This is a genomic window from Stenotrophomonas nitritireducens (assembly GCF_001431425.1).
Taxonomy (GTDB): domain Bacteria; phylum Pseudomonadota; class Gammaproteobacteria; order Xanthomonadales; family Xanthomonadaceae; genus Stenotrophomonas; species Stenotrophomonas nitritireducens.
The window spans coordinates 66,554-80,758 of sequence record NZ_LDJG01000001.1; the positions used below are offsets into that span (position 1 = coordinate 66,554).

The following is a 14,205-nucleotide window of genomic DNA, read 5'->3' on the forward strand; positions in this document are numbered from 1 at the left end:
GAGTGGAGATGGCGCGCGCCGTCGCCGACGCGCGCCGTGACGACGCATCGCGGTCCGGCTCAGAAGCGGGCGCGGATGCCGATCGATGCCTTCTGGCCGCTGTAGATGTCGATCTGGCTGTGGTGGCCGCTGCTGCCCGGCCATATCTCGTCGTTGGAGTACCAGGTGCCGCGGTGCCGGTTGAGGAGATTGTTCACCGAGAAATAGGCCTCCAGGCCCATGACATTTCCCTTCGTCTTCCTGATGAAGGTGTAGCTGCCGGACATGTTGACCTCGACGTAGGGGATGAAGGGCTGGGACTGGGTGATGGTCCCTCCCGGCGTGGCGATGTTGCCGGTCTGGCCGCGGTCCTTCTCGTTGGAATAGACGCTGTTGAGGTTCAGCCGCATGCGCCCGTACTTCCAGCCGAGGCCGAGCTGGGCGACCTGCGAAGCCACGCGCGCCAGCGGTTCGGACGGATTGGCGCGCATGTAGGCGCCGCGCACCGTCAGCCCGCGCAGGACGCCCGGCAGGTAGTCCATGGCATGGTTGAACTCGAGCTGCCAGGCATCGACGCTGATCGCCTCGTCGGACTTGTTGGCGGACGTGCTGAAGATGGCGTGGGCGTATTCGTCGCCGGTATAGCCGAACTCGGCGGCGGAAAGGTTGCGGGCGACGATGCCGTTCCTGATCCGGTTGTGGTAGTAGTTCAACGCGATCAGGCCGACCGGCTCCCAGTACTTCACCGCGCGCAGCGCGAAATTGTCCGAGTACTCCGGTTTCAGGTTGACGTTCGGCGCCGTCACCACCGTCCCGGCCTCGGTTTCTGCCACCGACCACACGCCGGCGATCATGCCTACGTCCGGCCGCTGGATGGCCCGGTTGTAGCCGGCGATCAGGTCGATCCCGCCGTCGAAGGAATACTTCAACGATGCGCTGGGGAAGAAGTCGTCGTACCGGCTCCTGCGCTTGATCCTGTCGTTGGTCAGGTACTGGTACTTCAGGCCGTCGATGGAGGTGGCGCGGCCGGTGGAGGCGTCGACGGCGTAGCCGGCCGCCACGACCTCGCCGGGACGCAGCGGATCGAACTCGTAGCCGGTGTTGCGGGTCTGCTCCCAGCGCACGCCGAACTGGCCCTTCATGCGTTCGGTGAAGTCGGCCGTTCCCATGAAATAGGCGGACCCGACCTGCTCATCGAGCCTGCGCGAATTCGCGACGTAGGCGTCGTACCAGTTCGCCGCGGTCAGGGCGTTGGTCCACTGCTCCGGGTTGGCCTTCATCATGTCGTACAGCTTGGTCAGGCTGGGCATGTACAGCCTGCCGCCATTCAACGTGGTGACGGTCATGCCGCCGCGGCCGAAGGTGAATTCGTTGTCGCTGCGGATGTGCTCGAGCAGTTCGGCATTGCTGAGCGGGCCGGTATACGTCCACTTCTCCGCGGCGGAGGTGTTCTCGTACGCGTAGCGGGTGGTGGACAGCTTCGCGCCGGCTTTCCACGTCACCGGCACGTTGCCGATGTCCTGGTAGAAACTGAAATCAAGGCTGCCGCCGGTGTTGCGCGCTTCGGCGGTCTTGCCGCTCCTGGTGGTGACCGTCGCCGGGCCGCTGAAGGTGTAGCTGGAGGGCAGGCTCCAGTCCGGTCCGCTGGTCTGGACGATGGTCCAGTCCTGGTCGTACTGGCTGCTGCGCGATGCGCTGAAGTTGCCGGTCGAGGTGACTGGGTTGAACGTCTGCACCTGGCCCTTCCGGGTCGAGTCGTACTGGCTGTCCGAGTTCGAGTAGAACAGGTTGCCGGCGAGCCGGAACCGTTCGGTGCTCCATTCGAAGCTCGGTATCAGGTTCCTGCTGTGGCCGAACTTGTAGTTGTAGGTGCTTGCCGTGCTCAGGGTGGTGGAGGTGGCCGCCGATCGGGTGACGAAATCCAGCGACGGGTCGCCCTGCACGCCGCGCGAACGCGCGTTGGTGGTGAAGGTGGGGGCCGGCTGGGCCGCTTCGATGTCGCCGCGGCTGGCCGAAGCCATCAACGAGAGGATCAGCTGGTCGGTGGCCTTGAAGTCCAGTCCCAGCGAGGCGGCCCTGCGGTTGTACTCGCGTTCGTAGTTGGTGCCGACTATCGAGGTGACGGCATAGGGCTCGGGACTGGCCGCGGTGGGAATGTAGTTGCGGTTGGCGGTCGTCTGCACGTGTTCGATCAGGCTGGTGCTGTCGCTGACTCCCATCGCCACGCCGAGCCGTCCATCGAGGAACACGTCGGCATAGTTGGCTTTGAAGCCGGGAAGGAACTTCCTGCCATAGCCGCCTTCCATGGGGCCGCTGGGGTATTTGTCCCACAGCGCCGAATGGGTGGCGCCGGCGATATCGACGGTGATGCGGCGGCCCTTGGCGTCGAAGGCTTTGCGGGTACGGATGTCGATGGTGCCGGCCGGCGCATTGGCGTCCATGTCGGCGCCGCTGGTGGTGTACACCGTGATCGAATCGACGCCGGTCAGGGCCGACTGTTCGAAGCTGAAGGTGCGCGAGGCGGAGGCGCCGTCGTTGGCATCGACGCCGGCCAGCTTCACGCCGTTGATGGTCACGCCGGTGTACTGCTGCGGCAGGCCGTGGAGCGAAATGTTCCGGGGCACGTCGTCCGCGGTGACGTCGAAGTCCACGCCGGGCATGTTCTTGAGGAATTCGCCCGGATTGCCGTCGATGATCTCGCCGTAGCTGTCGGCCGAGAGCGTGTTGGTGATGTTCATCGACGCGCGCTGCTCCATGATCGCGCGGGCGTCGCCTTCGCGCGCGCCGACCACCTGCAGGGTGTCCAGGGTCGTGTCGGCATCGCCGGCGCTGCGGTCGGCGAGGGTGCTGTAGAGCTCGATGTCCACCCGCTCGCGGCCATCCGTGGCCAGCTGCACGGTTCTTTCCACTTCGCCGAAGCCGGCGTAGCTGACCATGATCCTGACTTCGCCGGCCGGTACGTCGGCCAGCGCGAACTCGCCGCGTTCGCCGGAGTACACGGTGCGGGCGCCGGCGGCGGTGGTGATGCGCACGGCCGCGTTGCGCAGGAATCCGCCCGTTGCCGGGTCGAACACGCTGCCGTTGATGTAGCCCGTTCCCGGAGCCGGCGCAGTGGCCGCTGCCTCCTTCCTGCGCAGGGTGATGACGCTGCCGTCATCGGAACGGATCTCGAGCCCGGTGCCCTGGAGCAACCTGCGCAGGGCGTCGCGGGTATCCATCTGGCCGCTGACGGCCGCGGTGTTGAAGTCCTGCAGCGAACCGGCCGGCGCGATGATCTGCACGCCGGCCTGGCTGGCGAATTCCGGGATCGCATGTACCGCCGGCTGCGCCGGCACGTTGAAGCTGCGCTGTTGTGCCATCGCCGGCGATGCGGAAACCAGTGCCAATACCACGGCGCTGGCCAGGAGGAGCTTCTTCGGTTGGATCATGTCGCTGCTCTTTGTGTGGGGGTGCCCGGTGGGGTCCCTCCATAGAGCTGCGGCGCCGGGCGCTTCCTCCATCTGTCACGAAAAATTCATGCGGCGACCGGAGCCGATGCGATGGCGGCGGCGCGGATCAGAGTTCGCGGCTGACGATCACCACGCCTTCCTGTTGCCGTACCCGGGCACCGAACACCGCGGCCACGGCGCGCGCGAAGCCGACGGGATTGTTGGCGGCGAACAGTCCGGTGATGGGTTCGCCGGCCAGTTCGGGATCGGCGATGACGAGCCGGGTGTCGCTGTAGCGCGAAAAGCTGCGCACCGCATCTCCCAGCGGTTCGCCGCGGAATGCGATCTTGCCGTCGCGCCATGCCAGTTCCTGCTGCAGGTCGGTGGCGGACAACGGCGTGGATCCGGCCTTTCCGTGTCCGGTCGGCATGGACAGGCGCATGTTGGCGCCGACGGCGGCGAACGATCCGTCGGCGCCGACGGCATCCAGCCGGCCGTTCTGCACCACCAGCTGCGCGGGCTGGCCCTCGAGCCTGCGCACGGCGAACGTCGCCGCGTTCGCATCGAAGCGGTGGCCGTCGATTTCCACCCGCATCGGCATGGCGTTGGCGGCCGCCTCGAAGAACACCTCGCCACGCACGACCTTCACCCGCAGCTGGCCATGCTCTTCATGGATCCTGACAAGGCTCTGGGTATTGAGCGTGAGGGTCGAGCCGTCGGACAGCGGCACGCGCCGCATCTCGCCCTTGGCCGTAGCGTAGGCGGTGGGCACCGGGATGCTGACGAACACCAGCACGGCCAGCAGCAGCGAGGCCGCGGCGGCGCTGGACCAGCGCAGCAGCGCCCGGCGACGGTTGCCGCCCTGCCTGGGTCGCGGCAGGGCCGGCGGGGCGGCATTGCCTGGTCCGGCCGCGGGCCCGTGCAGCCGCGAAGTGTCGCCCAGGGCTCCGGCCTGCAGCCAGAGCGCCTTGGCGCGAAGCAGCGCGCCGCGACGGCGGGCGTCGCCCGCCAGCCAGCGCCGGAGCCGTTCCTGGTCGCCGGCGGACAGCGGCGACCGGTCCATCCGCGCGACCCATGAGGCGGCGGCCTGCTCGATTTCACGACTGCTTTCGCGTCCGTCCATTGGTCGACCTCGTTTCCTTGTGCAGCGTGCCGGTGATGGGGGTGGGAGGACTGGTGTTGCCGGTGATCCATTCGCCCAGCCAGCGGATGCCGCGGGAAATGTGCTTCTCCACCGTGCTTTCGGAGAGCCGCATCCGCCTTGCGATCTCGCGCTGCGGCAGGTCGTGCACGCGGCGCAGGACGAAGGCCTCGCGGGTCTGTTCGGGCATGGCGGCTATCGCACCGGCCAGCTGCCGCAGTTCGTCGCGGTCGATGGCGCTCTCCTCGGGCGTGGCGGCGGCATCGGCGAACTCGACATGGCCGAAATCCTCGATCGCCTGGATCGACACTATCCGGGCGCGGCGCAGGTTGCGTATCACCAGCGATTGAGCGACCTGGAACAGATAGGCGCGCGGATTGAGGATGTCGTCCAGGCGCGCACGCTCGGCCAGGAGCGCGTAGCTCTCCTGGACGATGTCGTCCACATCGAAACCGGCGCTGTGCCTTCGCCCCAGCCATGCGCGCAGCGCAGGCTCGTGCGGCAGGATGTGGCGCAGGAACCAGCGCGTCCTTTCCGTGTCGTCGAGAAGGGCGTCCAATGCCCCCGTCTCTTCAATTGAACACGACAAGCGATCTTCCCCGGAGCGGCCGGCCCGGCACGCAGGAGCGGGATCATGCCGTCGCATGGGTTGCAGCCCGGTTACAGCCCGTCCCGGGATCCGCTGTGGTCCGGTCCGGACTCAAGGCGGCGCGGCATCGGCGGCATGCGGCGGAAGTCTGCGGCCATGCCCGGCGTGGGTGCCGTCGATGGTGGTGCGGATGGGTGCGCGGGGTGTTCGGGCGTGCCTGGCGGCCAGTCGCGCCGCGCCGGAACGGTGGCCGTTTGTTTCACTCGGCTTTCCGCGCCCTGCACGCTATCGTTGCGCCGCCGGAAGGTGGAGCAGGAGGGAGCGGGCGCGATGGTGGCAGGCGACAGTACGGAAGAGCAGGGAGAGGGCGCGGTGGTTGCTTGTGCCCGCCGACCGGGCGGATGCGGAGGCAGGCTTGGCAATAAATGAGGAAGGGCGGCTGCGGCGCATCCTGCGCGGGATGGGCGGCCTTGCGCTGATGCTGGTCTGCCTGGCCGTGGGTGCATGGGGTTGCCTGGCGCTGTGGTTCCAGTTCCCGGGCAGTGCCGTCGCCCGGCTGGTGGCGATCCTGGTCTGGTGCATCCCCTGGGTCTGGGCGCTGCGTGCCAGCTTCGCACGGAGGCGGCGCTGGCATTCGCTCGCGGTGTTCGCCGCGGGCTTCGTGCTGCTGCTCGGCTGGTGGGCGACGATCCAGCCGCGGCAGGACCGGCAGTGGGCCGACGACGTCGCGCAGCCGCTGCATGCCCGCATCGAGGGCGACCGCCTGCTGCTGGACAACGTGCGCGATTTCCACTGGCGCACGCAGGACGACTACGACATCCGCTGGGAGCGGCGCGAGTACGACCTGTCGCAGGTGCGTTCGGTCGACCTGATCCTTTCCTACTGGATGGGGCCGGCGATCGCGCACACGCTGGTTTCCTTCGGTTTCGCCGATGGCCGGCAGCTGGTGTTCTCGCTGGAAATCCGCAAGGAGCGCGGCGAATCGTTCTCCGCGCTGGGCGGCTTCTTCCGCAGGTTCGAGGCGGTGCTGGTGGCCGCCGACGAGCGCGACATCGTGCAGGTGCGTACCAGCGTGCGCGGCGAGGATGTCTATCTGTACAGGCTGCATGGCCTGGACCAGGACGAGATGCGCGAGCTGCTGCGTTACTACGTCGGGCAGGCGCAGGCGCTGGAACGCGCGCCGGCGTTCTACAACACGCTGACCAGCAACTGCACCACCATCGTCTACGAGCTGATGCACCGGATCGTGCCGACGTTGCCGCTGGACTACCGGCTGCTGCTTTCCGGCTACCTGGCCGAGTACGCCGCCGACGTGGGCGGGCTGACGCCCGGCGTCGCATACGCGCGGCTGCAAGAGCGCGGGCGCATCACCCTGCGCGCGCGCGAGGCGGGCGATACGCCCGATTTTTCCCGGAGGATCCGCGAGGGCGTCCCCGGCATTCCAGAGGGGGAGGTTCCATGACGCAGGGACTGCAGGCGCGCGCGCGCCGCTGGCTGGTTCCGCTGCTCGCCGCGGCGCTGCTGCTGTCCAGCGGCTGCGCGATGGTGAAGATCAAGCAGGTCACGCCTGCCGACTACGCGATGCTCAAGCGCGACGACATCCTCAACAGCGGCCGCCTGAGCGCGCTGTCGCAGGAGTCGCTGAGCGTCATCGGCCTGACCTCCGCGCAGTGCGCCAAGGACCTGCCCGCCTGCCGGCAGACGGTGGCCACCATCGAGGGACTGCAGGCCGAACAGCGGCTGTCCACCCTGGCGGAGCTGTGGATGCAGCAGGCGCTGGCGCTGACACCCAAAGCCAAGGTGGGTGAAGCCACGCTGCTGCCGGACGCCGCGCTGGATGCCTGGCTGGAAACCGCGCGCTATTCCTATGCCTACCTGTTCTTCAGTGGCCGCACGCCGGCCGAGCGCGCGCTGGAAGACCGGCTCACCCAGGTGCGCGACTACTACAACTACGCCGCCGAGCAGACCGCGTCGGTCGTGTTCCAGCACACCCGCGCCCGCGCGCTGGAGGGCGCCGACTACCTCAGTCCGGTACAGGTGGGCCGCTGGACCATCCGCTCCGATTTCGAGCGGCTGCCGTTGAACGGCATCCCGCGGCAGATGGTGTCGGCCACGGCGGTGAGCTTCGCCGGCCTGCGCAGTACCTATCGCCGCGACGGTTTCGGCGCCGAACTGGTGGTGGTGATGGAGGCGCCTTCGCTGGCGCTTCCGGTGGAGGGCGAGGGCCGGGACGCGTCGCCGGTGTTCAGCGAGATGCCGGCGATCAACGCCACCGCGCTGCTGCGCTTCGGCGGAAGCACCCTGGAGGAGGTGCTGGCCACGCGCGACATCCGCCTGGAGGCCTGGTCGCCCGACGCCACCACCAGCATCCAGCTGGAAGGCCAGCAGGTGCCGTTGGCGGCCAATTTCACCGCGGCCTACGGCCTGTGGATGGCGCAGTCCGGTTTCGCCACCGAATCGCTGCGCACCCTGTTCGGTCGCGGCGAGGGCATCCGCGAGCCGCATATCTACCTGATGCAGCCGTACGATCCGGACCGCCGCATCATTTTCATGCTGCATGGCCTGGCCAGCAGCCCGGAAGCCTGGGTGAACCTTGCCAACGAGATCATGGGCGACCCGGAAATGCGCCGGCATTACCAGATCTGGTCGGTCTACTACCCGACCAACGCGCCCATCGCGCTGAACCGCTACACCATCAGCAACGCCTTCAACCAGACGCTGGACCACTTCGACCCGAAGCGCCGCGCCGCGGCGACGCACGACATGGTGTTCATCGGCCACAGCATGGGCGGGGTGATCGCGCGGCTGATGCTCAGCGAGTCGGGCGACACGCTGTGGAACGGCGCGGTGGAGCGCTTCAACCTGCGGGGCGAGCGGTTGCGCCGGGTCGAGGCGCGGCTGGGGCCGCTGGCGCGCTTTTCGCCGCAGCCCGATGTCGGGCGCGCGGTCTTCATCGCCTCGCCGCACCGCGGCACCGACATCGCCGGCGACAGGCTCGGGCGCCTGATCGGCAAGCTGGTGCGCCTGCCGCTGACCATCCTGGGCAAGTTCGAGGAAGTGTTCCTGGCCATGCAGGATGCCGGCGAGCCGGGCGGCAAACCCAAGGCGCCACGCATCGGCACCAGCATCGACAACCTCAAGGCGACCGATCCGTTCATCCGCGCGTCGTCGGCGCTGCCGATGGCGCCGCAGGTGAAGTACCACTCGATCATCGCCAAGCGGAAAGCGGACATGCCGCTGGCCGACTCCGACGATGGGCTGGTGCCGTACTGGAGCGCGCACCTGGACGGCGTGCTGTCGGAGAAGGTGATCGTCTCCGGGCACAGCGTGCAGGAAACGCCGGAGGCCGTGCTCGAAGTGCGCCGCATCCTGCGCCAGGACCTGCGCGAACACGGGGACGATGCGGGCCGCTGAGCCAGAGCGGCCGCCGGTGGGCGGCGGCCATCAGGGGGAACCGGGGGGCAGCCGTTGCGCGTGATGCGATGCGCTATCGCGGCGGCTGGCAGGGTCGGCGTCAGCCGGCGCCCGCAAGCTCGCGGCCACGCTGCGCGGCCGCGGCCACGGCGTTGCCTACCAGTTCGTGGAAGCCGCCGTCGGCCAGGGTTTCGAGTGCGGCCTGGGTCGTGCCGTTGGGCGAGGTGACGGCCTGGCGCAGGGCGCCCGCGCTCTGCCCACCCTCGGCGAGCATGCGCGCCGCGCCCAGGATCGTCTGCACCACCATCTGCCGCGCGGCCTCGTCCGGCAGGCCCTGCGCGCGGGCGGCGTCCTCCATCGCCTCGGCGAGCGCGAAGACATAGGCCGGGCCGCTGCCGGAAACCGCGGTGACCGCGTCCATCAGGGCCTCTTCGTCGATCCAGCGGGTCTGCCCGGCGCCGGCGAGGATGGCCTGTGCGGCCTGCCGGTCGGCGCTGCCGACCTCGGCGTCGGCGTAAAGGCCGGTCATGCCCGCACCGAGCAGGGCGGGGGTGTTGGGCATGGCACGGACCAGGACGGCACCGGTCCCCACCCAGTCGCGCAGGGCGGCGAGGGTGATGCCGGCGGCGATGGACACGATCAGGGTGCCGGCGGCGAGCCGCGGCGCCAGTTCGGCGCAGACGGCCGCCATCACCTGCGGCTTGACCGCCAGCACCACGACCTGCCCGTCCAGTGCCGCCGAAGCGATGGCGCTGGCCGTGCGCACGCCGTGCTCCTGCTGCAGGGTCTGGCGCAGGGCGACCTGGGGTTCCACGACCTCGATCGAGCTCGTGGGCACGCCTGCCCGGGTCAAGCCGGCGATCAGGCTGCGGGCCATGTTGCCCCCGCCGACGAAGGTGATGCCGGAGGGAAGGGAGGACGTCTCTTGATTGCCGCTCATGCAAGCCTCGGTAGCGATGGGATGGCCGGTTTACCGGGTGTCCGGCGGAGAACTGCCGCCCGGCCCGCGGACAGTGTAGCCAACCCGGCTGGAGAGGGTGGCCGGCAGGCCGGGCGGCCGGGGCGAGGGGGCGCCTGGGCCGGCGGCGACTGGTCCGCCCCCGGCGGCCCGTACCGGCCGCGGAAGCGGCTGTGACGCGCTGCCTGCAATCGGCGGAGGCGGATCGACCTCTTACGCCGGAGGGCTATACTGCGTGCCAGGGGAAACACCTTCCAGCCATCCGCAACCTCGGGGAAACACAGCGTATGGACATCGCTGAACTTCTGGCGTTCTCGGTCAAGAACAAGGCCTCGGACCTGCACCTGTCCGCCGGCCTGCCGCCGATGATCCGCGTCGACGGCGACGTACGCCGCATCAACATCCCGGCACTGGACCACAAGCAGGTCCATGCACTGGTGTACGACATCATGTCGGACAAGCAGCGCCGCGATTACGAGGAATTCCTCGAGGTCGACTTCTCCTTCGAGATTCCCTCGCTGGCGCGCTTCCGCGTCAACGCGTTCAACCAGAACCGCGGCGCCGGTGCGGTGTTCCGTACCATTCCCTCGGAAGTGCTGACCCTGGAAGACCTCGGTTGCCCGCCGGTGTTCCGCCAGCTGATCGAGCAGCCGCAGGGCCTGATCCTGGTCACCGGCCCGACCGGCTCGGGCAAGTCGACCACGCTGGCGGCGATGGTGGACCACGTCAACAAGAACGAATACGCCCACATCCTCACCGTCGAGGACCCGATCGAATTCGTGCACACCCCGCAGAAGTGCCTGATCAACCAGCGCGAGGTGCACCGCGACACGCACGGTTTCAACGAGGCCCTGCGCTCGGCGCTGCGCGAGGATCCGGACTACATCCTGGTCGGCGAACTCCGCGATCTGGAAACCATCCGCCTGGCACTGACCGCCGCGGAAACCGGCCACCTGGTGTTCGGCACCCTGCACACCAGTTCCGCGGCCAAGACCATCGACCGCATCATCGACGTGTTCCCGGCCGGCGAGAAGCCGATGGTGCGCTCGATGCTGTCCGAGTCGCTGCGCGCGGTGATCTCGCAGGCGCTGCTGAAGAAGGTCGGCGGTGGCCGCATCGCCTCGCACGAGATCATGGTGGCCACCCCGGCGATCCGCAACCTGATCCGCGAGGACAAGGTCGCGCAGATGTATTCGGCCATCCAGACCGGCCAGCAGGTGGGCATGCAGACGCTCGACCAGAACCTGCAGGACCTGGTCAAGCGCAGCCTGATCACCCGCAACCAGGCCCGCGAATACGCCAAGGACCGGCGCCTGTTCGAATAAGGCGGGGTGGCGGCGCGGGAGGCCGCGTCGCCGTCGCGCCGGGGAAGGCGTACAGTCGTTACCGGCAGCGCCGTCATCCAGGGGGGGGCGGCGCCGGCATGCAGATCACGGTTCCACAGGAGCCCATCATGAGCACCATCGATTTCACCTCGTTCCTCAAGCTGATGGCGCACCAGAAGGCGTCGGACCTGTTCATCACCGCCGGCATGCCGCCGTCGATGAAGGTGCACGGCAGGATCAGCCCGATCACGCAGACGCCGCTGACCCCGCAGCAGAGCCGCGACATGGTGCTCAACGTGATGACGCCGGCGCAGCGCGAGGAGTTCGAGAAGACCCACGAGTGCAACTTCGCCATCGGCCTGTCCGGCGTGGGCCGCTTCCGCGTCAGCTGCTTCTACCAGCGCAACCAGGTCGGCATGGTGCTGCGCCGGATCGAGACGCGCATCCCGACGGTGGACGAATTGAACCTGCCGCCGGTGATCAAGACGCTGGCCATGACCAAGCGCGGCATCATCCTGTTCGTCGGCGCCACCGGCACCGGCAAGTCGACCTCGCTGGCGGCGATGATCGGCTACCGCAACCAGAACTCGACCGGGCACATCATCACCATCGAGGACCCGATCGAATTCGTGCACAAGCACGAGGGCTGCATCATCACCCAGCGCGAGGTCGGCATCGACACCGACAGCTGGGAAGCGGCGTTGAAGAACACCCTGCGCCAGGCGCCGGACGTGATCATGATCGGCGAGATCCGCACCCGCGAAGGCATGGACCACGCCATCGCCTTCGCCGAGACCGGCCACCTGGTGCTGGCCACGCTGCACGCCAACAACGCCAACCAGGCGATGGACCGCATCATCAACTTCTTCCCGGAGGACCGCCGCAGCCAGCTGCTGATGGACCTCTCGCTCAACCTCAAGGGCGTGGTCGCGCAGCAGCTGGTGCCGACGCCGGACGGCAAGGGCCGCCGCGTGGCGATGGAAATCCTGCTGGGCACGCCGCTGGTGCAGGACTACATCCGCGACGGCGAGATCCACAAGCTCAAGGAAGTGATGAAGGACTCGGTGCAGCTGGGCATGAAGACCTTCGACCAGAGCCTGTTCGAGCTGTACCAGGCCGGCGAGATCAGCTACGACGACGCGCTGCGCTACGCCGATTCGCAGAACGAGGTACGTCTGCGCATCAAGCTCTCGCAGGGCGGCGACGCCAAGACCCTTTCGCAGGGGCTGGACGGCGTGGAGATCGCCGGTACGCGCTGAGCCGGGGCCTGCTCGCATCGTGAAGCCCGGCCTCATGGCCGGGCTTCGTTTTTGTGCCGGGCGCTACCTTCAGCCGCGCAGCCAGGGAGGCGAGGTCGCGCGGATGTCGGCCATCACCGGACAATCGTCGCGGTGCGCGCCGGGCAGATAGCCCAGGCTCATCAGGAATTCGCCGGTGATCTCGCCGCCGGTGAAGCGGAAAGTCTTTTTGAACAGCTTCACCCAATCGGCCTTGGGTCGCGGGTGGTGCGCATCCAGCCATTGCGCGAAACCGCCGTGCGAATCGCGCAGGCCGCGGATCACGCCGGCGTTGTGGATGGCGGCCAGCACCTTGAGCCGGTTGCGGATGATGCCGGCGTCGTCCAGCAGGCGGGCGATGTCGGCCTCGCCATAGGCCGCCACGGTGTCCACGTCGAAACCATGGTAGGCGCGGCGGAAACCCTCGCGCTTGCGCAGGATGGTTTCCCAGCTCAGGCCGGCCTGGTTGATCTCCAGCAGCAGGCGCTCGAACAGCTCCTGTTCCGCGCGCTGCGGGAAGCCGTATTCGTGGGCGTGGTAGTGGGCATGGACCGGATGGCCGGGCGCGATGTCGCAGTAGGCGCTCATGGGCGGCGATGGACCGTGGGCGGGCCAGTATAGGGCGCGGGCCAGCGCCGCACTTGCCCGCGGGCAGCGCCTCGCGCATCGTGCCGTTGCCCCCCAGCAGAACCGGATTCCAGATGCCGCGGCCCTTCGTCGTTCGTTTGCTCCAAGTTCCGCCTGCGGCCATGCGATGGCTGCGCGATGTCCCCATCGACGATCCGGTGGACCGCCGCAATGCGCCGGTGATCCAGGTGATCGCCCTGCTGCTGGCGGCACTGCCGCCGCTGATGTGGCTGCTGCGCGCGGTGGTGCCGGGCGTGCCCTGGCGGCCCGGCGAGGTCGTTTCGATGCTGGTGGGGCTGTCGGTCAGCGCCCTGGCGGCGCTGAGTTTCCGGCTGGTGCGCGGCGGGCGTTTCGTCGCCGCGTCGCGCCTGTTGCTGCTCGGTTTCGCCGTGTCGGCGCTGCTGGCCCATGCCGCCACCGGCTTCGCCGCGCAGCGCTTCGAGCAGCCGTTGCTGGGGGTGTGGATGGCGATCGCCGCGCTCACGCTGGGGCGGGGCGCGCTGTGGTTGATGTATGCGGGCGTGCTTGTGGCGTTCGGCGTCGGGATCGCGGTGGATATCGGCGTGCATGGCGAGATGGCCGCGCGCCTGACCGACCTGGCGGTCAGCGCGGCGATCTTCCTGATGCTGTCGATCGTGCTGGACCGCAGCTCCACCGCGCTGCGCGACAGCCTGCGCGAAGCCATGGCGCGCGGCCAGGCGCTGCAAGCCGCCAATGCGCGGCTGCAGGCGGAGATGGCCGAGCGCGAACGCGTCCATGCGCAGCTGGTCCAGGCGCAGAAGACCGAGGCCATGGGACGCCTGGCCAGCGGCGTGGCGCACGATTTCGGCAACCTGGTGGGCATCATCCGCGGCCACGCGCACCGCGGTCTGGGCGCGGACGACGAGACACGCATGCGCGACGCGCTGGCCGGGGTGGAATCGGCCGCGACCCGCGCGGCCGTGCTTACCCGCCGCCTGCTGGCGTTCTCGCGCGCGGACGAGGAGACGCGCGAGTGGTTCGGTCCGGCGAATGCGATCGCCGGCCTGGAACCGCTGCTGCGCCAGCTGCTGTCGCCGGCGGTAACGATCCGCATTTCCCTGGCCGCGCCCTTGCCGGACATCCATTTCGACCGCATCCGTTTCGAACTGATGGTGCTCAACATCGCCGCCAATGCCGACCACGCGATGCCCGCGGGCGGTACGTTCAGCGTGAGCGCGCGCCAGGACGCGCAGGGCTGCCTGCTGCTGGCCTTCGGCGACGAGGGCGCCGGCATGGAGGCGGCGGTGCTGGCGCGCATCTTCGAGCCGTTCTTCACCACCCGGCCACGCGGGCAGGGCACGGGGCTGGGACTGTCGGTGGTCAAGGAACTGGTGGAAGCCGGAGGCGGCAGCGTCCATGCCGAGAGCGAGCCGGGCCGGGGCAGCGTGTTCTTCCTGCGCATTCCCGGACGGGTGCCGGCGGGGCGGCATGTCGTCGCGGCGTGAG

General features: G+C 68.6%; 10 protein-coding genes. 5 read left to right on the plus strand and 5 right to left on the minus strand.

The window, feature by feature from the left end:
- Nucleotides 1-59: 59 nt before the first annotated feature.
- From ABB22_RS00380 to ABB22_RS00390, 3 genes are all read right to left on the minus strand, one after another.
- A complete protein-coding gene (locus ABB22_RS00380) occupies nucleotides 60-3,407 on the minus strand; it encodes a TonB-dependent receptor domain-containing protein (RefSeq protein WP_161809328.1) in 3,348 nt (1,115 codons plus the stop codon).
- A 127-nt stretch (nucleotides 3,408-3,534) separates the two neighbouring features.
- Entirely contained in the window at nucleotides 3,535-4,530 is a 996-nt protein-coding gene (locus ABB22_RS00385; protein ID WP_055767799.1) for a FecR family protein, read from the minus strand.
- Nucleotides 4,505-5,107, minus strand: a complete 603-nt coding sequence (locus tag ABB22_RS00390; RefSeq protein ID WP_055767802.1) for an RNA polymerase sigma factor — start codon at nucleotides 5,105-5,107, stop codon at nucleotides 4,505-4,507. The genes ABB22_RS00385 and ABB22_RS00390 overlap by 26 nt, the downstream gene beginning before the upstream one ends.
- Nucleotides 5,108-5,597: 490 nt before the next feature.
- On the opposite strand from ABB22_RS00390, the gene ABB22_RS00395 reads away from it, so the two are divergent.
- Nucleotides 5,598-6,599 carry an Lnb N-terminal periplasmic domain-containing protein gene (locus ABB22_RS00395; protein ID WP_055767804.1) on the plus strand — a complete coding sequence of 334 codons (1,002 nt, stop codon included), beginning with the start codon at nucleotides 5,598-5,600 and terminating at the stop codon, nucleotides 6,597-6,599.
- A complete protein-coding gene (locus ABB22_RS00400) occupies nucleotides 6,596-8,551 on the plus strand; it encodes an esterase/lipase family protein (protein WP_055767807.1) in 1,956 nt (651 codons plus the stop codon). Before ABB22_RS00395 ends, ABB22_RS00400 begins: the two co-directional genes overlap by 4 nt.
- A 100-nt stretch (nucleotides 8,552-8,651) precedes the next feature.
- Here the strand turns inward: ABB22_RS00400 and proC are convergent, their stop codons facing one another.
- On the minus strand, nucleotides 8,652-9,491 hold the full coding sequence (gene proC, locus ABB22_RS00405) for a pyrroline-5-carboxylate reductase (RefSeq protein WP_055767810.1): 840 nt from the start codon (nucleotides 9,489-9,491) through the stop codon (nucleotides 8,652-8,654).
- A 305-nt stretch (nucleotides 9,492-9,796) separates the two neighbouring features.
- Here proC and ABB22_RS00410 point away from each other — a divergent pair, with 305 nt between their 5' ends.
- The gene (locus tag ABB22_RS00410; RefSeq protein ID WP_055767813.1) at nucleotides 9,797-10,834 is read left to right on the plus strand and encodes a type IV pilus twitching motility protein PilT; all 1,038 of its coding nucleotides are present in this window, start codon (nucleotides 9,797-9,799) and stop codon (nucleotides 10,832-10,834) included.
- A 128-nt stretch (nucleotides 10,835-10,962) separates the two neighbouring features.
- Nucleotides 10,963-12,093, plus strand: coding sequence for a PilT/PilU family type 4a pilus ATPase (locus tag ABB22_RS00415; protein WP_055768502.1), 1,131 nt, complete (start codon nucleotides 10,963-10,965; stop codon nucleotides 12,091-12,093).
- A gap of 69 nt (nucleotides 12,094-12,162) precedes the next feature.
- Here ABB22_RS00415 and ABB22_RS00420 read toward each other — a convergent pair whose 3' ends face one another.
- Nucleotides 12,163-12,699 carry a DNA-3-methyladenine glycosylase I gene (locus ABB22_RS00420; protein ID WP_055767817.1) on the minus strand — a complete coding sequence of 179 codons (537 nt, stop codon included), beginning with the start codon at nucleotides 12,697-12,699 and terminating at the stop codon, nucleotides 12,163-12,165.
- Nucleotides 12,700-12,860: 161 nt separating this feature from the next.
- Between ABB22_RS00420 and ABB22_RS00425 the strand changes: the two genes are divergently transcribed.
- Nucleotides 12,861-14,204, plus strand: a complete 1,344-nt coding sequence (locus ABB22_RS00425; protein ID WP_055767821.1) for a sensor histidine kinase — start codon at nucleotides 12,861-12,863, stop codon at nucleotides 14,202-14,204.
- Nucleotide 14,205: the final 1 nt, after the last annotated feature.

Excerpts from the sequence above, each read along its gene's own strand:
- ABB22_RS00380 (WP_161809328.1), bottom strand. The coding sequence starts at position 3,407 with ATGATCCAACCGAAGAAGCTCCTCCTGGCCAGCGCCGTGGTATTGGCA.
- ABB22_RS00385 (WP_055767799.1), bottom strand. The coding sequence starts at position 4,530 with ATGGACGGACGCGAAAGCAGTCGTGAAATCGAGCAGGCCGCCGCCTCA.
- ABB22_RS00395 (WP_055767804.1), top strand. The coding sequence starts at position 5,598 with ATGGGCGGCCTTGCGCTGATGCTGGTCTGCCTGGCCGTGGGTGCATGG.
- ABB22_RS00400 (WP_055767807.1), top strand. The coding sequence starts at position 6,596 with ATGACGCAGGGACTGCAGGCGCGCGCGCGCCGCTGGCTGGTTCCGCTG.
- proC (WP_055767810.1), bottom strand. The coding sequence starts at position 9,491 with ATGAGCGGCAATCAAGAGACGTCCTCCCTTCCCTCCGGCATCACCTTC.
- ABB22_RS00410 (WP_055767813.1), top strand. The coding sequence starts at position 9,797 with ATGGACATCGCTGAACTTCTGGCGTTCTCGGTCAAGAACAAGGCCTCG.
- ABB22_RS00415 (WP_055768502.1), top strand. The coding sequence starts at position 10,963 with ATGAGCACCATCGATTTCACCTCGTTCCTCAAGCTGATGGCGCACCAG.
- ABB22_RS00420 (WP_055767817.1), bottom strand. The coding sequence starts at position 12,699 with ATGAGCGCCTACTGCGACATCGCGCCCGGCCATCCGGTCCATGCCCAC.
- ABB22_RS00425 (WP_055767821.1), top strand. The coding sequence starts at position 12,861 with ATGCGATGGCTGCGCGATGTCCCCATCGACGATCCGGTGGACCGCCGC.